This is a genomic window from Gemmatimonadota bacterium (assembly GCA_009841265.1).
In the GTDB taxonomy this organism is placed as follows: Bacteria; JAAXHH01; JAAXHH01; order JAAXHH01; family JAAXHH01; genus JAAXHH01.
This window is the reverse complement of record VXMB01000007.1, coordinates 99,395-120,862: the sequence shown is the minus strand read 5'-3', so window position 1 is coordinate 120,862 and position 21,468 is coordinate 99,395. Positions and strand designations below refer to the sequence as shown.

The 21,468-nt window shown below is 62.2% G+C and carries 19 protein-coding genes and 1 tRNA gene; 4 read left to right on the top strand and 16 right to left on the bottom strand.

Going from position 1 to position 21,468, the window contains the following annotated elements:
- Positions 1–6: 6 nt before the first annotated feature.
- The 6 genes from F4X08_02220 to F4X08_02195 all read right to left on the bottom strand — a co-directional run bounded on the left by F4X08_02220 (position 7) and on the right by F4X08_02195 (position 8,224).
- Positions 7–1,551: an acyl-CoA carboxylase subunit beta gene (locus tag F4X08_02220; protein ID MYD24610.1), complete on the bottom strand. Its 1,545-nt coding sequence runs from the start codon at positions 1,549–1,551 to the stop codon at positions 7–9.
- 67 nt (positions 1,552–1,618) lie between these two features.
- Positions 1,619–2,512, bottom strand: a complete 894-nt coding sequence (locus F4X08_02215; protein MYD24609.1) for a hypothetical protein — start codon at positions 2,510–2,512, stop codon at positions 1,619–1,621.
- A gap of 23 nt (positions 2,513–2,535) precedes the next feature.
- Complete coding sequence (locus F4X08_02210) at positions 2,536–3,870, bottom strand: hypothetical protein (protein MYD24608.1); 1,335 nt, start codon at positions 3,868–3,870, stop codon at positions 2,536–2,538.
- A complete protein-coding gene (locus tag F4X08_02205; GenBank protein ID MYD24607.1) occupies positions 3,870–4,667 on the bottom strand; it encodes an outer membrane lipoprotein-sorting protein in 798 nt (265 codons plus the stop codon). The genes F4X08_02210 and F4X08_02205 overlap by 1 nt, the downstream gene beginning before the upstream one ends.
- Positions 4,668–4,747: 80 nt before the next feature.
- A complete protein-coding gene (locus tag F4X08_02200; protein ID MYD24606.1) occupies positions 4,748–7,033 on the bottom strand; it encodes an MMPL family transporter in 2,286 nt (761 codons plus the stop codon).
- 9 nt (positions 7,034–7,042) lie between these two features.
- Positions 7,043–8,224 (bottom strand): DUF2236 domain-containing protein, encoded by a 1,182-nt coding sequence (locus F4X08_02195; GenBank protein ID MYD24605.1) that lies wholly within the window; start codon positions 8,222–8,224, stop codon positions 7,043–7,045.
- 638 nt (positions 8,225–8,862) lie between these two features.
- Between F4X08_02195 and F4X08_02190 the strand changes: the two genes are divergently transcribed.
- Together F4X08_02190 and ispG are read left to right on the top strand one after the other, a co-directional pair.
- Complete coding sequence (locus tag F4X08_02190) at positions 8,863–9,645, top strand: sigma-70 family RNA polymerase sigma factor (protein MYD24604.1); 783 nt, start codon at positions 8,863–8,865, stop codon at positions 9,643–9,645.
- 371 nt (positions 9,646–10,016) lie between these two features.
- Positions 10,017–11,189 (top strand): (E)-4-hydroxy-3-methylbut-2-enyl-diphosphate synthase, encoded by a 1,173-nt coding sequence (gene ispG / locus F4X08_02185; GenBank protein ID MYD24603.1) that lies wholly within the window; start codon positions 10,017–10,019, stop codon positions 11,187–11,189.
- Positions 11,190–11,204: 15 nt separating this feature from the next.
- Here ispG and F4X08_02180 read toward each other — a convergent pair whose 3' ends face one another.
- Together F4X08_02180 and F4X08_02175 are read right to left on the bottom strand one after the other, a co-directional pair.
- Entirely contained in the window at positions 11,205–11,528 is a 324-nt protein-coding gene (locus F4X08_02180) for a hypothetical protein (GenBank protein MYD24602.1), read from the bottom strand.
- Positions 11,529–11,541: 13 nt separating this feature from the next.
- Positions 11,542–11,811, bottom strand: a complete 270-nt coding sequence (locus F4X08_02175; GenBank protein MYD24601.1) for a hypothetical protein — start codon at positions 11,809–11,811, stop codon at positions 11,542–11,544.
- 179 nt (positions 11,812–11,990) lie between these two features.
- Between F4X08_02175 and F4X08_02170 the strand changes: the two genes are divergently transcribed.
- Positions 11,991–13,292 (top strand): citrate synthase, encoded by a 1,302-nt coding sequence (locus F4X08_02170; GenBank protein ID MYD24600.1) that lies wholly within the window; start codon positions 11,991–11,993, stop codon positions 13,290–13,292.
- Between the two features lie 61 nt (positions 13,293–13,353).
- On the opposite strand, the gene F4X08_02165 is transcribed toward F4X08_02170, so the two are convergent.
- The 5 genes from F4X08_02165 to F4X08_02145 are packed head-to-tail and all read right to left on the bottom strand — an operon-like array spanning position 13,354 to position 19,270.
- Positions 13,354–14,412: an amidohydrolase family protein gene (locus F4X08_02165; protein ID MYD24599.1), complete on the bottom strand. Its 1,059-nt coding sequence runs from the start codon at positions 14,410–14,412 to the stop codon at positions 13,354–13,356.
- Positions 14,184–15,152, bottom strand: a complete 969-nt coding sequence (locus tag F4X08_02160) for a cysteine hydrolase (protein ID MYD24598.1) — start codon at positions 15,150–15,152, stop codon at positions 14,184–14,186. The genes F4X08_02165 and F4X08_02160 overlap by 229 nt, the downstream gene beginning before the upstream one ends.
- Positions 14,983–17,025 carry a YjhG/YagF family D-xylonate dehydratase gene (locus tag F4X08_02155; protein ID MYD24597.1) on the bottom strand — a complete coding sequence of 681 codons (2,043 nt, stop codon included), beginning with the start codon at positions 17,023–17,025 and terminating at the stop codon, positions 14,983–14,985. The genes F4X08_02160 and F4X08_02155 overlap by 170 nt, the downstream gene beginning before the upstream one ends.
- Positions 17,022–18,269, bottom strand: coding sequence for a phytanoyl-CoA dioxygenase family protein (locus F4X08_02150; GenBank protein ID MYD24596.1), 1,248 nt, complete (start codon positions 18,267–18,269; stop codon positions 17,022–17,024). The genes F4X08_02155 and F4X08_02150 overlap by 4 nt, the downstream gene beginning before the upstream one ends.
- Positions 18,266–19,270: a TIM barrel protein gene (locus F4X08_02145; protein ID MYD24595.1), complete on the bottom strand. Its 1,005-nt coding sequence runs from the start codon at positions 19,268–19,270 to the stop codon at positions 18,266–18,268. Before F4X08_02145 ends, F4X08_02150 begins: the two co-directional genes overlap by 4 nt.
- A 106-nt stretch (positions 19,271–19,376) precedes the next feature.
- On the opposite strand from F4X08_02145, the gene F4X08_02140 reads away from it, so the two are divergent.
- Positions 19,377–19,451, top strand: a tRNA-Pro gene (locus F4X08_02140).
- A 31-nt stretch (positions 19,452–19,482) separates the two neighbouring features.
- Here F4X08_02140 and F4X08_02135 read toward each other — a convergent pair.
- The 3 genes from F4X08_02135 to F4X08_02125 all read right to left on the bottom strand — a co-directional run bounded on the left by F4X08_02135 (position 19,483) and on the right by F4X08_02125 (position 21,424).
- The gene (locus tag F4X08_02135; GenBank protein ID MYD24594.1) at positions 19,483–20,199 is read right to left on the bottom strand and encodes a helix-hairpin-helix domain-containing protein; all 717 of its coding nucleotides are present in this window, start codon (positions 20,197–20,199) and stop codon (positions 19,483–19,485) included.
- Positions 20,196–20,636 carry a hypothetical protein gene (locus F4X08_02130; protein ID MYD24593.1) on the bottom strand — a complete coding sequence of 147 codons (441 nt, stop codon included), beginning with the start codon at positions 20,634–20,636 and terminating at the stop codon, positions 20,196–20,198. The genes F4X08_02135 and F4X08_02130 overlap by 4 nt, the downstream gene beginning before the upstream one ends.
- Before the next feature lie 92 nt (positions 20,637–20,728).
- On the bottom strand, positions 20,729–21,424 hold the full coding sequence (locus F4X08_02125; GenBank protein MYD24592.1) for an SOS response-associated peptidase: 696 nt from the start codon (positions 21,422–21,424) through the stop codon (positions 20,729–20,731).
- Between the last annotated feature and the right edge of the window lie 44 nt (positions 21,425–21,468).

Below are 21,468 nucleotides of genomic sequence, written 5' to 3'. Positions count from 1 at the left end.
ACCCTCTTACAGCGGGATGTTCCCGTGTTTCTTGGGAGGATTCGCGTCTCGCTTGTTCTTGAGCATTTCCAGCGCGGAAATGATACGTGGACGGGTCTCCTGGGGCTGGATCACTTCATCGATATACCCGATTTTCGCCGCGACGTAGGGATTGTCGAACTTTTCCCGGAATTCGGAGGTCAGTTCCTCGCGCAGGGCGTCGGGGTCATCCGCCTCGGCCAGTTCCCGGCGGTAGAGCACATTCACCGAGGCTTCCGGACCCATGACCGCGAACTGCCCGGACGGCCAGGCGTAGTTGATGTCGGCCCGTATCTGCTTGCTGTTCATCACGCAGTAGGCGCCGCCGTAGGCCTTGCGCGTGACCACGGTCAGCCGGGGTACCGTGCTTTCACAGAACGCGTAGAGCAGCTTGGCGCCTTCCTTGATGATGCCGCCGTGCTCCTGGCTTACGCCGGGCAAAAACCCGGGCACGTCCTCGAAGACCACGAGGGGTATGTTGAAGGCGTCGCAGAAGCGCACGAACCGCGCGCCCTTCACGGACGCGTCAATGTCCAGCACGCCGGCGAGCGAAGCGGGCTGGTTGGCGACGATGCCGGCGGTCCGGCCGTTGAAACGGGCGAACCCCACGACGATATTGTCGGCGAACTCGCCATGCACTTCGAAGAAGTCGCCATGGTCCACCACCCGGTGGATCACGTCCTTGATGTCGTAGGGTTTGTTAGCGTCGTCCGGCACGATGCGGGCAAGTTCTTCGTCCATCCGGTCGGGGTCGTCCGTAGACGCAGTCCGCAGTGGATCTTCCATGTTGTTCGAGGGCAGGAACGCCAGGAGCTCCTTCACCATGGAAAGGCACGAAGGTTCGTCCGGCGCGGAAAAATGGGCCACGCCGGTCACGGAGTTATGGACGTGCGCGCCGCCCAGTTCGTCGAAAGTCACCTCTTCGTGGGTCACCGCGCGGATCACGTCCGGTCCGGTGATGAACATGTAGCTGGTATCCTCGACCATGAAAACGAAGTCGGTCATGGCCGGAGAGTAGACCGCGCCGCCCGCACAAGGCCCCATGATCACCGAAATCTGCGGGATCACGCCGGAAGCCTGTACGTTGCGCAGGAAGATGTCGGCGTAGCCCGCGAGGCTGACCACTCCTTCCTGGATGCGCGCGCCACCGGAATCCTTCAGGCTGATGACCGGCGCGCCGTTCTTCATGGCGAGGTCCATGACCTTGCAGATCTTCTCGCCGTAGGCCTGTCCCAGCGAACCGCCGAATACGGTGAAGTCTTCGGACACGACGTAGACGCTGCGGCCGTCGATGGTGCCGTAGCCCGTGATCACGCCGTCGCCGAGCACTTCCGTGCCTTCCATGCCGAAATCCCGGCAGTCGTGGGTCACGAAGGCGCCGATCTCCTCGAAACTGCCCTCGTCCAGGAGAAAGGCTACCCGCTCCCTGGCGGTCCATTTCCCGGCCTCGTGCTGCCGGGCGATACGGCGCTGCCCGCCGCCTTCGGCCGCCTGTTTTCGCAGCGCGTCCAGGTGTTTCATCTTCTCGGACATGGACATGGGATACGGTTCTCCCGGCGGGACCGGAACGATTGGATCGAGACGGCCCCACCTGCGTGAACTATACTACGTCGAAATCCAGGGCCGCCAAGCCGGTCCGCAGCCGGTCTTCCCCTTCCGCGGACAGCCGGGCGGTGGGCGGGCGCGGCGGCCCCACGGGAACTCCGCGCCATTCGAGCATCTTCTTGATCCCGGCCAGGACGCCCACCGAAATCAGCAGCGCGATGACCCGGTTGGCCTGTACCTGCAGTGCCATGGCTTCCTGAATTCGGCCGTTTCGAAAGGCGTCGTACATGCGCAGGAACATCCGGGGCATGATGTTGTACGTGGAACCGATGGCCCCGTCGCTGCCCATCACGAACCCCGCCACGCACATCTCGTCCGGCCCCGTGATGGCGTTCAGCCTGCCCCCGGACAGGTCCACGAGCTGCTGAAACACGAAGAAGTTCGGGTCCGTGAACTTGAGGCCGGCGAAATTGGGTACCGAATCCATGGCCTCCAGGAACTGCCCGGGCGAGACCTGCCCGTCCACGTCGCGCGCGAGCCAGTAGACGTAGAACGGGACCTTCGAAGCGCCTCCGATGGCGGCATAGTGTCGTACGGCGGCCGCCAGGTCGTTGGGTTGGTCCGCGGGGGCGACGGAAGCCACGGCGTCCGCACCCAGCGCGCCGGCCTCCGACGCGAGGACGACGGCGTCCTCCGTGGTCGTGCCGCCCACGTGAAAGACCACCGGGACCTGGCCCGCGACGTAACGGGTAACGGTCTCGCACATCCGCCGCCGCTCCGCGACGGACATCTGCCGGCCCTCGCCCGTGCCTCCGGTAATGAAGAATCCGTTACTGCCGGCGTCCACCAGGTGACGCACCAGGGGCGCCACCCGGCCGGGCGACAGCTCGAGCCCTTCATCGAAAGGCGTGCAGAGCGCCGGCCAGATGCCTTGGACCAGTTTGGACATGATTCCGGTAATCGTCGTCGGCGTCAGAAATGGTAGTTAATACCCAGCTGAACGAAACCGTCCTGCCGGAGATCGTAGTACAGATCGTCGCGGTCGATGTTGGTGATCGCGACCGCTCCCAGGTCCAGGGAAACAGCATCCGACAGCCGGCGCGCCAGTTCAAGACCGTAGATGCGCTGACGCTTGTCGAGATCGTGCAGTACACTCACCGTCGCCTCCGTACCCTGGACATCGTTCAGCATGAGCCGAAGGGCGGCGAAGAGGTCGTTTTCATAGAAATTGGTCGCGCGTCGGCCGCGTCCGTCACGGTCCCATTCGGCGAAAAGAGTAAGGTCGGCGTCCGTATTCCACAAGGAAAAAAACGTGTACTCGCCGCCCAGCACGAAGGCGTTGAAGGTCTCTTCCTCGCCCGCCAGGTTGCGCGCACCGGACCGCCTGATCGCTTCCAGCTTGAGCAGCAGGGACCCGGTGGTCCACTGGGCGTCCAGGCCGAACTGGCGGATCTGATGGTATATGGGATAGAGTATCGGCACGGGCAGAACGGGCGGACCGGACGAGTCGGGTGAGCCGGGCGGACCGGACGAGCCGGGCAGGTTGGACGGAACGCCCGGTTCGCCGCAATCAAAGCACAGGCCGAAGGAAGGCTCCCTGGCCGTGCCGTCGAATATGCTGGCCCCGAAGTCCAGCAAGCCCAGGGTATGACTGTAGCGGGCGGCGAAATCCGGATGCCACTTCCCGGACGAACTTTCGTATTCCGCCAGGTTATTGTCGACGACCACCGAAGCGCGCAGCCGGCCGTCGCTGCCGGGGAACGTGCGTTTCCGGTGCCAGGACATGCCCAGCAGTTCCACCACGCCCCAGTCCGACGACCAGGTCACGTAGGCCATGGGCTGCCCCATCCGGGTCTTTTCGTCGGGATGTTCGACCAGGTCGATCTGGTTGACGATGTCCACCAGGTGGCGGGACTCGACCACGCCCCAGAATACGCGGTCCACGCCCAGGCGCAGTTCCCATTCCCCGTTGCCGGCGGCGCCTGAAAGCAGGAGGTACGCTTCCCGCAGGTCGAAGTGGGTACGTCGGTCGTCCGCGCTGTCGTAGCGGAACCAGGGCGTCACATTGAGGATGCGGCCCGCTTCGTCTTCGAGGTAGAGGTTGGGTTCCGCTACGAATCCGCTCGCGTGGGAACCCTGGCCCTGGAAAAGGGCGGCCTTGGGGAACCACCGGCTTTCCGCTGCAAACCGGCCCGACAGGTCAGTATAGTAGCTTCCGGCCTGGCCGCGCGACGCAACCGGATGTATCGCGACACCGATCAGACAGACGCCGAACCACAGGAGGCGAACCAGGGCCCGCGAGGGCATCACCGCACCCGCCTCAGCCCGGTGCGGGTGAAGTCGCGGTCGTCGATGTCGGTCCCGAACTGGTAATCCGTCCACACCAGGTCGGTGCTCTTGCCCGTCAGATGGTTCACCATGGCCATACTGCCGGCCCGCCAGTAACGGTCGAGATACTGGCGGTACTCAGCCACGGTAAGCGTTTTCAGATGGGCGTCCTTGCGGTCGTAGTATTCCACTTTCCAGACGCGTAGCGCCGACTTGTCGCGCCAGACGAGCTGGCGGCGGTAGACCGATCCCTTCTCCACCGGGATGCGCTCGGTGACCACGCAGTCCAGGCCGTCTCCGCAAGGTTCGTCGCGCAGGTACCGGTAGGTGTATTTCTCCACTTCCTGGACCGTCATGTCCTCGTAGGTGAACTCGCTTCCCATGAAGGAACCCGACCGGTTGGAAGAACTGATGCGCTTGACGCGCTTCAGGGCCGGCAGGTAGAGCCATTGGTCGTCCTGCCGGTCCTTGTGGCCGTGTATGAGCAGCGCGGTGCCCCGGGCGTCGCGCGGCTGGTCGAACACGAAGAGACTCTTGTTGCCGTCGTCTTCCGCCTCGAGCACCTTCACGCGCACTTCGCGGACGCTCTCCTGCCCCTTCTTGTTGCGCAGGACCATGGTCATGCCGGCCGAGAAATTTCCGAAACCCTCGTCCTGGCTCCGGGCGTCACGGGCGATCTGGAGCCCCTTTTCTTCCGACGGACCGCCTGGACCGCCTTGATCGGCCGGGTCAGCCGGACTGCCCGGTCCGCCTGCCCATGCCTCCTGGGCCGGCATGCCCGGCAAGACGAACAACGCCAGGAGGCAGAACCCGGCGGCACGCAGTCCGCGCGCCGGTCGCATTGGTTGATCAGTTTTCATGATTTTCTCCTGTCAAGCGCCATAAGCAGGGGAGGAAGCAGCAGGAAATCGGCAATGATCGCGAAGCCTATGGTGATGGTGACCAGCAGCCCGAGCGCCCACGAAACCTGGAAACCTGAACCCGCGAAGGCCAGGAACCCGGCGGAAAGGACCAGCGTCGTGGTCCACAACGCCTTTCCCACCGACCGGAAGGTAACGCGCACCGCGTCTTCCGCCGAAAGGCCCTCCTCTTTGCGCGCCCGGAGATACCTGCTGAGAAAGTGGATCGTATCGTCTACGACGATGCCGAAGGCGACGACGATGACCACCGACGAGGCGATGCCCACTTCGCCGACCAGGTGTCCCCAGAGCCCGAAGCTCATGGCCGCGGGTACGAAATTCGGCAACAGGCTGATGAGGCCGAAGCGAAAACTCCTGAAGACCAGGACGAGGATGACCGAGATGAGCGCCATGGCGGTCACCGTTCCGCGCAGCATCGACTCGATGTTGCGCTGGGAGATGTGGGCGAAGACCACGCTCAGCCCGGTGGCTTCGGTCGCGAGCGCAGGCGCGTTCTCGCGCAGCCAGGTCTCGCCCCGGCCGGCCAGGTCCTGCAGATCCTGGCTAGACCGGCCGCGGATCACGACCGTCATGCGCGTCGCGGACTTGGACACATCGATCCGGTCGTTCAGATCGCTGCCGAAGGGCAGTGACAATTCGTAGAGGAGCAGGTACTGCGATGCGAGATCCTGGGCATCGGGGATCCGGAAGAAGGCCGGATCGTCGCCGTTCATATTCTTGTTCAGCCGCTTCATGATATCCGTGAAAGCCTGCACGTGCCCCACTTCTGGCTGACTACGGTTCCATTCCGCGAAAGCCTCCACCTGCCGCAGGTATTCCGGATCGGTGATCCCGCCCTCTTCCTCCGCGGCCAGCGTATACTCCATGGACAGCAATCCGGTCAGGTTGTCCATGACGTAATCCGTATCCCGCCGGAACTCGTAGCGTTCATCGAAGTAATCCGGCCAGCTGTCGGTCAATACGTTCCTGGGCACGCCGGTGATCAGGACGACCGTTAATATCCCGACGAACCAGAGCAGCGGTGTCCTGCGGGAAACGACGAAATCACCCATCCGATCGAAGAAGACGGGTTGCCGGAAACTGCCGGCACGAGCCCGCAATGGAAGGACCGAAAGCAGCGCGGGCAGGAGTGTCATAGCGTAGAAGAAAGTGATGATCACCCCGAAAGCCACGAAGTTGCCGAGAATGTGAAACGGCGGCGAATCCGAGAAGTTCAGGCTGAGGAACCCGATCGCGGTGGTGATCGAGGCCAGGAATACCGGGTAGGCGTTCGTCTTTATGGATTGCGCGACCGCCGCGTTCCGGTCCTCCCCCCGTCTTATACCCGAGAGCGTGTGGGTGATGATGTGGACCGCCTGGGCGACGGAAATCGCCATGACGATAATGGGCACTCCTGAATTCACCGGGCTGAATACCGTGTGGAACCAGCCGGCAAGCCCCATGGTCGTCGAGATCACGAAACCGATCATGATGATGATGATGCCGGTTCCCAGAAAGGACTTCATGAGCAGGGTCGAGGTGATCACGATGAGGACGAAGACGATGGGCAGCAGAGTTTCCAGGTCGTCTCGGGTGGCATCGGCGAAGGCCCGGTTCATGACCACGTCGCCCGTCAGGTAGAAGTCCACGTCCCCGTTCGCCGCCCTCGCATCGTCCAGCATGCCGTCCAGGTAGTCGGTCAGCTCGATCACAGCGAGATCCGGGTTGTCGCCCAGCACGAAATTGACCGCCAGGCCGGCCACGCGGCCGTCAGGAGAAACGAGCCGTCCGACCACTTCCCGGGAACCCAGCGCGATCGTCCGGACGCGATCCAGGTCGGCCTCGCCCAGCGACGAGGCGTCTTCGACGAGCGGCCCTACGATGAGGTCGTCTTCCATCGCTTCGCTGTGAAAGTAGTTCGTAAGGGAATTCACCCGCGTCGAGTACGGAGCGAACCAGGCGGTTTCGGTGAGGTCTTCGACGACGCCGAGCACTTCGCGGGTGAAGACGGAACCGTCCCGGGGTGCGATGGCGATCAGGGCGGTGTTCGAAACGGAGTAGATGTCTTCCAGCGCATCGAAAGCGGCGAGTTGGGGATTGTTCTCGCCGAACATGACACGATGCTCGTTGGAGACGGTGATATTCCTGCCGCCGGCCGCCATGGCGAGCATGAACAGCAAGGTAAGCGAAATAACAAGCCAGCGATGGCGCAGGATTGCGTCGATGTAGTTATCCAGGTGCAATTGATCGCGCTACCATTTGCTGGATTCAGACGCTTTTACATTATCGGGAAGCCGGTAGCTCATGCCGATATCGTCGTAAGCCGAAAGCTGAAGCATCTGCGAGAAATTGTCCAGTTTCGTCTGCCGGCCTCTCGTTTTCAACAACAGGTTCTTCACACGGCTGATGCGGTTTTTCAAGCGATGGGCGGCCAGGACGCCAAAGGTACTGCTTTTCGGGTAACGCAGCGCATCGGCCAGTTCATGGCCCAGCAGGGCACGGGAGATATTATACAATGTCTTGAGGGCGGCCGCCACTTCATCGGGATCCGTGATATTCAGCAGCGCCGGCCCGGCATGGATCAGTGCGTTCGCGTTCGCGATGGAGTGCTCGTCTGGAGGCGGTTCGCACATGAAACCGATATCGATGATCGTCCGGGCTTCGTTCTCGTCCTTCATAAGGATGCTTTCCGGAACGCCCATGATGTAGCCGGTGTACCGAAAGACCTTTACGAAACTCTCCCTTTCTTCCTGGGAGTAGATGGCGCCCAGCGAGATGGAATGCTTCAGGATCTGCGCCGAGAAAATACTGACCGCCAGGCCTATATGGGCTGCGCTCAGCGGCATGCCCCAGGCCCCGGTGTCCCATATGTCGGACTCTTTCATCAGGCGGCGTACCATGGCATGCACGAAACGGATCCGGGCGGAAAGCCGGTAGCCGTCCCCTTCCCTGCGGAGGCCGCCGGGCAGGAAGATCTCCAGCAGATGACGGTTATTCTGCTTGAACCGGCGGGTTGCGTTGTCTGAATGAACCCGCCCGGTCAGGTAGAAGGACTTGCTGATGAGCGTCGTGAATCCTTCCAGCAGGGCCGCGGTCACGAAAGCCACCAGGATTTCCGGCATGTTCTTGTGGAATCCGACCACGGCGGGGCGGAAGGCTTCGAATTCGACCCATTCGGGGATCTTCGAATCGACCTCCCGGAAATAGCGCTGCAGGATTTCAGGCGCTTTACTTAACCATTCCTCCTCCTGGTGCAGCCCCGCATGGATGTACTGGTGCATCTCGCCGGGCGGCATACCGGAAAGCTCATCCATCACGGGATCCAGATCCTCGTCGCCGACCATGGTGTGCCGGATGTAGTTGTCGGCGAATTCCGGGTTCAGGGACCGCGCCTTTTCATAACCTCTGGCGTAAGACGTTGGGACTTGAAGCAAAACCGAATCCTGGCTCCAGGCGAACGGACACACTACTGCACTATTGAATTATTGCACGTTAACGTATAAACCACTGAATTGTCAAGTTTCCATTTTCTATTCGTGTTTACATTCACTGTCCTCGACTAATCATATAAACCCCATGTAGTACCGTTTTGTAAGCTAAATGAACACGCTCACATTTTAATTAATTTAATTTTATATAGCTGTTCTTTACATTGTTATCTTTATATACTGATATATGGAACGGCCGGTACGGCATTTCACTCACCATGCACTAAACCGGCCTTAGAATGCATCGTACCAGTACATGAAACCGGTCGGCCGCGACAAGGCGCCACGGGGCTGTCACCGGTTTGCGATACGAAGGAAAAGCAGCACCTGGGTATCCGGTCTGCACTTCGATGCATACAGGCGTGTACCATCTACCGCCTCGATCAGTACAGCAAGACAGTTGTGATGTCCGCGTCGCCCGTGGATGGAGCAGCGAACTGTTTCTGTGCCACTGTAATCAGCGTCAGTTGCCGGCATCCTTGTCCCTGCACCGTCGGAATCACGAAAGATCCTACGGCCGTGGGAACAGGGTAGTGGTATACCCGTAACCGGATACTTCGAACCGGGTATTCAATCGGTGCCGGATGCACCCGTCGCGCTTGATCGGCCCTTCGATCTCAAGCGCTTTCAATCAATGGAAAGGTAGTTTCTTTGAGACCATGAACAAGCAACCACACAGGCCAGGGGACTTCCATCTGATACACGCATGCCTCGAAGGTCGATCGGATGCGCAGAGTCTACTCTACAAATCGTTTTTCATGTCGGACATGCCCGTTCACTTCTGGGTTTACAAAAAAGCGTACTGGATACCGGCGGGTGAAAAGGAAGACATCCTCAATGACATATTCATCGCGGTCTTGCAGAGTCTTCCAAAGTTCGAATTCCGCAGTGCATTGAGCACCTACGTTATCCGCATCGCCAAGATCAAGTGTCTTGACGCCATGCCTTCGCGGATGGGGGTCGCAAGGGGGAGAGGAATCAAGTTTGTCGATATTGACTGGTTTGCGTCGAACACCGAGTCGGGGCTGCAGATCGTAGACTCCAATCCGAACAACGGTCCTGGCCGGTTATTCAAGAAGCTGGAAGAAGAAGAACAGATTTACCTGTTGCATACCGCCCTTAAATACTACACGGGTCCGCGATGCCGGACCGTCCTGAAAATGTACGTCAGGGAACTTAAAGGCGAACTGACCAGGGAGGACATTGCCGAACTGATGGGGGTGTCCGTACAACGCATGGGACAGATGATCTACGACTGCATGTATCGCCTCAGACGAAAAATGCAGAGCAGGTATCGTGATTACGAACACTTTACCAAGTGCGTGTGTGAAGGCACCAGGCGTCGTAGACGCAGAAGGAAGGAGTAGTCATGCATCGGCGAAAGCCGGGGCGCGGCCCGTAGGCCCGCTACACCTTGTTTCCAAAGCGGGGATGGATCGTTGTTGGAGCAATCGCCGGGACCGGGATTCCGCCGGAACCGGAGCTCCACCGGGACCGGAGTTCCGCCGGGTCCGGAGCTTCTCATCAATCATCCTCCCCGCTTATAGTGTGTCGATCCGGAACCGTGCGGACTTCGACGTGTTCCGCTCCACAGACCGGACATGCGCATTCGAGGCATGGCCGGCGGTCTTCGACGATTCCCGTGGGCCGGAAACCCGGCATTAAGGTATTGACAATCGCCTGTCGTCACTTACGTTACGAAGAGCCGGAAGGAGTTCAACGCGAAGGAGTTCACCGCATGGAGATGACTTATCCGCGGCGACAGACGCGTGAAGTACGCGTAGGAAACATCACGGTCGGCGGCGCGCATCCGATTGCCGTGCAATCGATGATCACGGAGAACACGCGGGACGTGGCGGCGTGTGTGGATGCGATCGTCCGATTGCACGAACTCGGTTGTGAAATCGTGCGGGTGACCACGCCTACGCTGGCGGATGCCCACAGCCTGCGCGAAATCAAGCATACCCTCGACCTGAGGGGCGTGGACGTGCCCCTGGTCGCCGATGTCCATCATCAGGGCACCCGGATAGCCGAGGAAGTCGCCCGGTCCGTCGACAAAGTGCGAATCAACCCCGGCCTGTTCGTGTTCCAGCGGCTGGCCGATACCATCGAGTACACGCAGGAAGAATTCGAAGCGGCAAGACGGAAAGTGGAGGAAGACCTGGCGCCGGTTATCGAGGTCTGCCGGGAACGGGACATCGCCATGCGCATCGGCGTGAATCACGGGTCCCTGTCGGACCGCATGACGGTGACCTACGGAGACACGCCCCTCGGCATGGTGGAGTCCGCGCTGGAATTCATCCGGGTTTGTGAGGCCCGGGACTACCGAAACCTGATCGTTTCGCTCAAGGCGTCCCGCGTGCCCGTCATGATCCAGGCCAACCGGCTCATGGCGAGCCGTATGGACGAAGAAGGCATGGACTATCCCCTGCATCTCGGTGTCACCGAGGCCGGCGACGGCGAGTACGCCAGGATCAAGTCCACATCGGGAATCGGCACGCTGCTGGCCGAAGGGCTCGGTGACACCATCCGCGTATCACTCGCCGAGGATCCGGCCAACGAAATCCCGGTCTGTTACGATATCCTCCAATCGCTGGGCCTGCGCCGAACCAAGGTCGAGTTCATCGCATGTCCTTCCTGCGGGCGGACCAAGTTCAACCTGGAACACGTGCTGGCGGAAGTCAAGGCGGCTACCGACCACCTCGCGGGCCTCGATATCGCCGTCATGGGATGCATCGTCAACGGTCCCGGAGAGATGGCCGACGCCGATTACGGATATGTCGGACGGGCCAACGGGATCATCTCGCTCTACCGCGGGCGGGAATGCGTCAAGATGAGCGTTCCGCAGGAACAGGGTGTCGACGAACTGGTCGGCCTGATCAAATCGGACGGCCGCTGGGTTGATCCTTAGCCGGCGGCCGGTCCTTTAGCCGGCGGACGGTCCCTTAGCCGGCGGCCGGTCCCGATTCAGCATTTCCATGACATCCTGCAGTTCGAATACGAAGCCGAACGCCAGGGCGACCCGCCACAGCGCGAGTTCCTTGGCCGCTTCCGTAGCCGCCGTTTCCCGGTTTTCCACGGCAGTCACGGCCTGGCGAATGGCGGAACAGATGACTCCGTAACGCCGCATGTCCAGCATCCCCCCGGGCGACATCAGCAGGCACCAGTTGATTGCAAAGCCCATGTAGATCAAGTGGTTGATGCCGTTGGCGCGGCATAGGGCGGCCAATTGCCGGCCGTTCTCCGCCACGCCTTCCTCCGGCTCAGGCCGATCGTATCGCCCGGAGCAGCGGGGGAAACACTTCCCGGCATATCTTCTCCGCCCTGGGAAAATACTCGACGGCCCGGTGCCATCCCGCGTAGTCCTCCGGGCTTCCGGTATCCCACGCGTGCATGACGACGAATGCCGTGTGGTCGGTGTCGATCCTTATTTCCGCATGCCGCCATCCCCCGTACCCCTGCCCCGGATGGTCCAGGGATGGGTCGGCGTCGAACTGCTGATAATACCCCGCGGGAATCTTTACTATGGCCATGGACTTGCTACGCGGTCGCGTCTCCTTTTGAGCGGCGGCCAAGGGATGTATTTACACGGCCGGTTGGGAATCGAATATCGGTTGACCGAAGGGCCGCGATTCGTTAATTTGTTGCTTTCACGGCGCGAAAATCCCGGTGCCTGCGCATTCTCCATCCTGTTTACAGGAGGTCGTACTGCATGCCCGATACGTTGACGGTCATCGACAACCGGACCGGCAAGAAATACGAGGTCCCGATCCAGTACGGGACCTATCCCAGGTACGGCGCCGCGATCCCCACCACGGTCTTTCGACAGATCAAGGTGTCCGAAGACGACTTCGGGCTGCTGGGTTACGACCCGGCATTCACCAACACCGCCTCCTGCCGGAGCAGCATAACTCACATCGACGGGGAAAAGGGTATCCTGCGTTACCGGGGCTACCCCATCGAGGACCTGGCGGTCAACAGTTCCTTTCTCGAAGTCGCTTTCCTGATCGTCCACGGCATGCTGCCGACCCTGACCGAGCTGGACGAATGGTCCTACGACATCACCCATCACGCGATCGTCCATGAGAATATCAAGAAGTTCATGGACGGGTTCCGTTACGACGCCCATCCCATGGGGATCCTGATCAGCACGGTCGCCGCGCTTTCCACATTCTACCCCGAGGCGAAGCGGATACGTGACGTGGAGATCCGCAACGAACAGATCCACCGGCTCATCGCCAAGATTCCGACCATCGCCGCATTCGCGTACCGGCACAGCCAGGGCTTTCCCTACACCTATCCGGACAATGGCCTGGGGTACTGCGGTAACTTCCTGTCCATGATGTACAAGATGACGGAGAAGTACACCCCCGATCCCGTGCTGGAAAAGGCCCTGGACGTGGTATTCATCCTGCACGTGGACCACGAGCAGAACTGCAGCGCCAACGCGATGCGGAGCGTAGGCAGTTCACTGCCCGATCCCTACGTGTCCGTGGCCGCCGCCGCCGCCGGCCTGTACGGTCCGCTGCACGGCGGCGCGAACGAGCAGGTGCTGCACATGCTGCAGGAAATCGGCCACATCAGCCGCGTGCCCGCTTACATCAAGAAGGTCAAGCAGGGTGATATACGGCTCATGGGGTTCGGCCACCGGGTGTATAAGAACTACGATCCCCGGGCCAAGATCCTCAAGGAGATGACCCACCGGGTACTGGGCGTGACCGAGAAGAACACGCTGCTGGACGTCGCCGTGGAACTCGAGCGGATCGCCCTTGAAGACGATTATTTCGTCAACCGGCAACTCTATCCGAACGTCGACTTCTATTCGGGTCTCATCTACCAGGCCATGGGCTTCCCGCTCGAAATGTTCCCGGTGCTCTTCGCTATTCCCCGCACCGTGGGCTGGCTGGCCCAGTGGGCGGAGATGCTGGACGACCCGGAACAGAAAATCGCCCGTCCCCGCCAGATCTATACCGGCGACGACGTCTGTCAGTACGTTCCGATCGAAGACCGTTAGCCAGGCGGCAGACCGGTAGGAATCTCGGCCGGCCGTCAGCTTCGCGGCACCCTCACGCCCGTCAGTTTCGCGGCACCCACCTGTAGGCTTCCCTGCTGTTCTTACCCATGATTTTATCCAGGGCTTCCGACCCTCTCGGTTCGAAGCAGGCCATGGCCAGTGCCTGCACCTGGCGGTAGGAAGCGAATCTCCAGGAAACCGGCCAGTTGCTGGCATACAGCAGCCGGCTCTCCCCGAAAGCGTTCCAGAGCACATCGAGGACCGGTTTATAGTAGGCCGGGTCCTCCGGCGGAGGATCGTCCCGCGCCAGTTCCACCATGCCCGATATCTTGCAGAATACGTTGGGATGTGCCGCGGCGGTGATGATGCCGGCTGTCCACTCCTCGTCCGGGCGGCCGCCGGTTACCGGCACGTGGGCGAGGTGGTTCAGCACGATCCTGAGACCGGGGAAACGGGCCGCACAGGCGGTCACCCCGGCCAGCCACTCCTTGCCCACGAGCAGGTCCAGCGTGAGGTCGAGGGCGGCGAGTTGCTCCAGCGCCTTGAGATACGCCGGATCGTCGACGGGCACCTTCCCCAACCGGATGCCGTAGAAGAGGTCATGGGCGGCAAAACGGTCCAGGTCGGATTCGAAATCTTCGTCCGGTGGTTCCAGGTGACCCACCAGGCCCAGCAGGAAGGGGTCTTCCTCGGCCAGGTCCAGTATCCACCGGTTGTCCTCCACCCAGGCACTGGCTTCCACCACGACCGTGCCCGTGACGCCTTCGGACCGCGCCTCGCCCTTGAAGTCCTCCGGCATGATACGCCGGTACAGGAATGCGTCGCCGGGATCGGGCCAGGGCACGCCCTGCGGCCTGGAGGGATCGTAAAAGTGGGTGTGGGTGTCGATGATCAATCCGCGTTCCCTTCTGCAATCTTCCGACAACTCTCGAAGTAGTCCTGGTTGGACGCCGAGAATCCGAACTGCTGCTCGATCTCGCGGACCGCGATTTCCGTTACGAAAAGCTCGTCCAGCGTGTCCGGGAATTCGACGCCCGCGGTGCAGTCGCGCAGGAACACGATATTGTATCCGTACCGGGCCATGGACCGTATGCCGTAGTCTCTGCCCAGGACGCACCAGTTGGTAGCGAAACCGGCGTAGACCAGGTGGAGCACGTTCCGTTCGGCCAGCACCTCGTGCAGTTCGGCGCCGGTGGTGATCACCACGTCTTCGTCACGGACCTCCACGGCCGGCGACACCGTCAGGCCGTCGCTGATGGGATCCCAGTGAAGACCGATGCCCGGGGGTTGGCTCCGGGGACCGCGGTAAGCCCGGTACGCGCCTTCCCTGCTCCTGAACGCCGGGGGCGGCCAGTCCGCGCCGCCGCGCGGAGGTGCCGGCGCCTTCGGATTCCGGGCCGACTGGGGAAACTGCCGCGCCACCTCCGGCGACGGGGCGTGGATCACCGGCAGGCCGGCCTTCCGGCTCATCTCGATGGCCGGCACGATCGCCTCCCGCGTGACCCGGGCGGCCCGTTCGATCCAACTGTCGATGAAATGGGCGTTCCACAGGTCCACCAGGACGAGCGCCGTCTGTTCGACGGGCAGGTTCATCCGGAACTCCCGGCGGATGAAGTGCTCCTCCCTGCAGGGCACATCGGCGGGGGTACTGTCCTGGAAATACCGCACTTTCAGGTCGAGTACGGCGGGGTTATCTGCCATTTTTACCTGCCTTCGTCTTAGGTTTTGACGGCTTCGCGGGCTCCGGTCCGGCCGGGACACGGTGCTGCAAACGCTGGACGATCTCGTCCACGTCGTAGACACATCCGCCCCACGCTCCGCCGCCGGCCTGCTGCAGTGCGGCCCAGAGCCGGGTGTCATCGGGCAGATTCGGGTCGACGGCCAGGTCATTCCTCGGCGAACGCCCGGCGAGCAGCCGGGTGCCCTCTTCCGCGCCGATCGTGCGGTCCCCGCTGCCGACCAGGTTGATGGATCCGGTCAGGTTGTTACGGTCGATGACGATTTCCACCAGGTCGCCGTCGATGACATTTCCGATGGGACCGCCTGCCAGGGCCTCGGGACCGACGTGACCGATGCAGGCGCCCGTCGAGATGCCGGAGAACCGGGCGTCGGTCACCACGGCGACGTGCTTTCCGAAGGACAGGTGCCTCAGCGCGGCGGTGATCTGGTAGGTCTCCTCCATCCCGGCGCCCATGGGACCCCGACAGATGAGCACCATCACGTCGCCGGGCTTGATCCGGTCATCGCCCCGGCTCTTGATGGCAGCGATGGCGTCCCGTTCCCGCGTGAATACGCGTGCGGGTCCCGTTTTACGGTATACCCCGTCCGGATCGACGACGTCCGGGTCGATCGCCGTACTCTTGATGACCGATCCTTCCGGAGCGAGGTTGCCCACGGGAAAGGTAACCGTGCTGGTCAGCCCCCGGTTTCGCGCGCGGTCGGGGGACATGATCACGTCGTTCGGGTCGATCCCGTCCACCTTCTTGAGGCGCTCGCGGACCAACCGCCGCCTGTCGGACGTCCGCCACCAGTCCAGTACGTCACCGAGCGTAGAACCGGACGCGGTAAGCACCGATTCGTTCAACAGGCCCGCTTCGCGCAGGTGCAGCATGACTTCCGGCACGCCGCCGGCCAGGAAGGCGGTCACCGTGGGATAGCCCGTCGGACCGTTCGGCAGCACATCCACCAGCCGGGGCGTCTGCCGGTTGATTCTTGCCCAGTCCTCGATCCCGGGACGGCGCAGTCCGGCGGCATGGGCGACCGCGGGGATGTGCAGCAGCAGGTTGGTCGAGCCTCCGAAGGCGGCATGGACCGTCATGGCGTTCTCGAGCGCCGCTTCGGTCAGGATCTTCCGAACGGTCAGCCCCTCGGCGTCCAGCCGCATCAGCGCCCGGGCCGACCGTTTCGCCATGTCGGTCCAGATGGGTTGCCCCGACGGCGCTAGCGCGCTGTGGGGCAGGGAAAGGCCGAAGGCTTCGCCCACGACCTGCGAGGTGGCCGCCGTTCCGAGGAACTGGCAGCCGCCGCCCGGCGACGCGCAGGTCCGGCAGCCCATGTCCGCCGCATATTCCAGCGTGATCTCACCGTGGGCGTACCGGGCGCCGATGGACTGGATCTTGCCGGCGTCTTCACCCTCCTCGGGCGGCAGCGTGACGCCGCCCGGCACCAGCACGCAGGGCAGGTCGTGTGTCGCCGCCAGTGCGATCATCATGGCGGGCAGCCCCTTGTCGCAGGTCGCCACGCCGATCACGCCGCGGCGCGTCGGCAACGACCGGATCAGCCGCCGGAAGATTATGGCCGCGTCGTTGCGGTAAGGCAGGCTGTCCATCATGCCCGGCGTGCCCTGGGTGCGTCCATCGCAGGGATCGGTGCAGTAGCCGCCGAAGGGAATGCCGCCCAGGGCCGTGAGCTCCTCGGCGGCCGCCTGCATGAGCAATCCGACCTCCCAGTGGCCCGTGTGGTACCCCAGGGCCACGGGTGTTCCGTCGGAGGCGCGGATCCCTCCCTGGGTGCTGAGGATCAGGTATTCCCGGCGATTCAGCGCCCCTGGACTCCAACCCATGCCCACGTTCTGGGACAGGCCGAAGAGTTCGCCGCTCGGACTTTCCCGCAACATGTCTCCGGTCAGCGGCAGGCTGCCTTCCGGACCCGGTGCACTGGACTGTATATCGTATATGCCGGGGTCGGACTGGCCGACGACGGCCTCGAAGGAGAGCAGGGAAGGTGTTTTCATGATGGGGATGCCCCGTTTCCTATTCGTCCGGTGGTCCATGAAGCGTACCAGTTGTCCGGGGTGAGCGCCGGCGGGACTTCTTCGAAGTAATATCGGGTCTCGCCGCCCTGGAAACCCGGCAGCAACTGGTTCTCGTCGGATTGCATGAGGTCGTCGACAGGCTTGAACCGCGCCCACAGGACTTCCGCTTCCTCCGGGGTGAAGCGGTCCCCGAGCGGCCTGCCCCATTGCAGGGTCATGGGATGGACCGACTCTATGCCCAGGGATTCCGGCGCAGTAAGGTCGTCCGGGTCCACGCAATGCTGGTTGTAGATATGCCGGGCCGTTTTGCTGAGACAGATGGTCGACTTGACGACGCCCTTCTCGCCCCTTCCGGGATGCAGGAGACCCAGCGCGCTTCGATAGGCGCCGGCATCCGCGGCCAGGACCGCGCGCAACGCCGCCTCTCCGTGGTTCATGTAACCGCCGGCGCGATCGCGCCAGCGCAGGCAGGTATCGCGGGCGTGGGGTGCGAGGTGCTCGATCCAGGCCGTCGTATGCCAGTGCGTAAGGCGCGCGAACCCCCCGTGAATGGTGCGGCGCAGTTTCGTGGTGTAGTTGCTTCCCCAGTGGAGTATGGGCAGAATGTAGACGACCCCATCCCCCGCCTGCAGTAGGGTCTGCACGCCGCCCGGAACCGGTGATCTCGGATCCCTGGACATGGACGCGTTTTCCTCGGTCGTGTTGCGCCGGACGTGGCTGCCCGGGACGACCCACAGCACGCTGTCATCATAGAGCGGTACGTTCCACTGGACGTACCGGGGACCGCTTTCCAGAATATCGTCCGCATAGGCCATGAGCGGACAGTTCAACGGCGGATAGAAATCACGGTGCCACCGGGCGGGACCGTGGTCTCTCACCGGGTTGCACATGAGCATCATTTCCGTGGGCGGCGCGTCGGCTTCGGCGAGGAGCACACTGCTCACGCCCTGGGTGTTCTCGTGGAGCCAGAACTCGAAAGCCGCCGCCGTTTCCCGGTCGCCCAGGTCCGGTGGCCGCGTGATGTTCAACCTCGGCTGGGCCGAGGACCGCCACACGTCGGCCGGCGCCTTGCCCCGGGCCGCCTCGTCCGTCCAGATCCTCCGCTGCCGGTCCACGAGGATTTCGTAGCTGCGGCGAAGGACGTCGAGATCCCGCATGGAGATCATGCCGCGCAAGACCAGGAAACCCTCTTCAAGGAACCGGTCCCGGTCGACGCGGATCACGCGACACCTTCCCGGCATCGCCCGACGTTGTCCAACAGCGCCTTCATGTAGCCCAGCGCATAGGCCCTGGACGTGTTATGGCGTCCCTCCGGATCTGTGGCCAGCCGCGGCACGTGGTCGTCGATCATGGGACAGTCCACGCCGGCTTCGTCGTAGGCCAGCAGGGATTCCATGGGATCCACGTGTCCCTGGTCGATGAAGGTTTCCGAGAACGCGGGAACGGGTCCGGATACGAACCGGAAATGAACGTAGTTGATCTTGTCCCGGCTGCCGAAATACCGGATGGCGTCGAGCACGTTGCCGGGCATTTCCGAAATGGTACCCTGGCAGAAGCCCAGGCCGTTGCAGTCGCTGGGAACGATGTCGACGAGCCGTGCGAGAGCCTCGTGGCTGCGGAAGACCCGGGCGATTCCCGCGATGGGCGATATGGGCGGGTCGTCCGGGTGCAGGCTCATGTGCACCCCGGCCTGCTCGGCCGACGGTATGACCGCCTCCAGGAAATAGGCGACGTTGCGCCACATGTCCTCGTCGGACCGTTCCAGGTCCCGGGGAACGGGGGGACGCCAGTAGTCCTGCCTCGCGCCCCGGATCTGTTCGTAGTCGAAACGGGTGACGATCGCGCCGCCCCGGCTCCGCGTCGATTTGGACGTGCGCAGCCCGTAGTTGCCGCCCACGTTGCGCAGGCTGAAGAAGTAACCCAGGACGGGGATGCCCACCGCGCCCATGTTCTCCAGCGTCCTGCACCAGTTGTCGATCTGCTCGTCGCGACCCGGCAGTCCCAGCTTGATCTTGTCGCACCACTCGGGGGGTACGCCCTCGAGCACCGACCAGGCCAGGCCGGCATCTTCAATGCGTGCCTTCTGGAGCGACAGGTCATGGAAGTCGTAATACCCCTTAGACAAGTCGCAGTCCGGCACCCCGTTCACCACGTCCGTTACCCCCAGTTGACGGGCGAAGGCGAGGTGTTCGGCGTCCATCCTTCCGTTGACGGCCAGTTTCATCGTTGAATTACCACAGTCGGCCGCTTCCGGACCCGCTCAAGGACCGATGCGACCGGGGTTTGCCTTGACAGGACCATCGGCGGACCGTATCATTATCCGGTGTTTTCGGGGTGTAGCGCAGTCCGGTCAGCGCACCTGCTTTGGGAGCAGGGGGTCGGGGGTTCAAATCCCCCCACCCCGATTAACGATTCCCTCAATCGGCACGCTTTCTTCTACGGATCCTGGCTTCGGATCTCCACGTATCTTGCCAGCCGGTCCACCTCACCATCGTCCACGTACTTACCGATTTCACGGCGAAACTGCTCCATGCTGGTATACGGACGGTATTCCCTGAATTCATGGGCCATGCGCTCGCCCACGCCGGGCACGGCGAGTATCTCCTCGTCCGTGGCCGTGTTCAGGTCGATGGGGACGAACACGTACTGTTCCATGCGGGCGACCTCCGTGTCATCCACGTACTTGCCCATTTCCCGCCGCCACTGGGCGATGGAAAGATAGGGGCGGTACTCCTTGAATTCGTGGAGCATCCGGTCTCCCACGCCGGGTACCAGCAGGATCTCATCGTCCGAGGCCGTGTTCAGGTTCAGGGGTATGAACAACTGCGCGTAGAGCGCGGCGGCCTCATCGCCGCCCAGCTGCCCGGCGACTAGCCCGTCCAGTTCGATCATGTCCATGAAGGGACGCGCATCCAGCACCGCGTCCGCGAGCTCTGAGGTCATACCCGGTAGCATCCCGAGATCGTCGCTTCCGGCGAGATTGGGATTGATGACCGCCGACGCCGATTCGACGGCCGATTCGGCCTGGGCGGGATCGCCCGGAGTGCCCGTGCCGTCCGGTTCCGAACCGCCGCATCCTCCCATCACGACCGCGAACAGGCCGGTGATCAGCGAATGTAGTAAGACAGACCGGGGGTTCATTAAGTTCGTCATGATTTCTCCAGGGTTTTGGTGGATTCAGGATTGGTATGAAGGGCCGGATGCCGTAGGCAGGTCACCAGGCCAAGCAAACCGAACAATGTCATGGTGCCCGGCGCGAGGGACGGATAAGCGCCGCCCAGCGCTTCCCACACCAATTCGAGCCCTTGCCGCGACGGATACATTTCCAGTTCGAACTCCACGTTGCCCTGGTAGTGCAGCCACTGCCCGACGAATCCGGAAATGACGAACAGTACCATCATGGCCTGGTACGTCCGTACGATGGCGAAACCGGGCGAAAGGATGAGCCAGATTGAAACCGGCAGCGCGGCCGCCAGCAGTGCGATCGGCGCCCATTGCCAGGGGTCTTCCATGTGATCCAGCAGTACAAGTTCGAAACCGACGCCGACGATGCCGAACGTCAGCACGGCCAGGACGAGTCGCCGGAGCATTCCGGCATCGTCTTTCGGAATCCCACGGGGTGGTTGAACCACGGTGCGCGCCTCGGGTACATTTGATTGCGCCAAAAGATCGAGTCAAGCCGTCAGAACAGCGTTTGTCTCACCAGCGGCTTCAGGATGTCCGGCGTGTCGTTGGCCACCCGGTTTACCCGGTCGCTCACCGGACGGATTTCATAGGGTCCTTCGTGGGGCGTTCCAATGATCTCCTGAAGTGTTTCCACGGGCGTCCCGGGGTCGAGCCAGTCGGTATAATCGTCCGGATCGACCACCGCGGGCTGCCGATCGTGTATATCCGAAAGCGCGGGCGAAGCTTCGGTCGTGATGATGGTGAACGTTTCGAGATGCTGGCCGTCCCGGCCCCACTGTTCCCACAGTGCGGCGAAGGAAAGGGCCGAACCGTTTTCAAGCGCCAGGAAATAAGGTTTCTTGCCGCCCCCGGTCGGCCCGGTCCGTTTCCATTCGAACCATCCGTTCGCCGGGATGAGGCACCGCCTCGTACGGAAGGCCGTTCGGAAGGCCGGTTTCTCCTGGACGGTCTCCGCTCTGGCGTTGATCATCCGCGCACCGATCTTTACGTCTTTGGCCCAGAATGGGACCAGTCCCCAGCGAAGCACGCACATGGATCTCATCCCACTTTCGTCCAGGCGGCAGAGTGCGAAATCCTGGGTTGGCGCACCGTTAAACCTGGGTTGCGGATCAAGCCGGGGCGCGGAAACAGGCAACGTGTACAGCGTGTAGATCTGCTGCCAGGTCAGGTTCTGTGAGAGGCGGCCGCACATGGACGCAGTCGTCCCTTTCTGATCATTCGCGCGTCGTTATTACA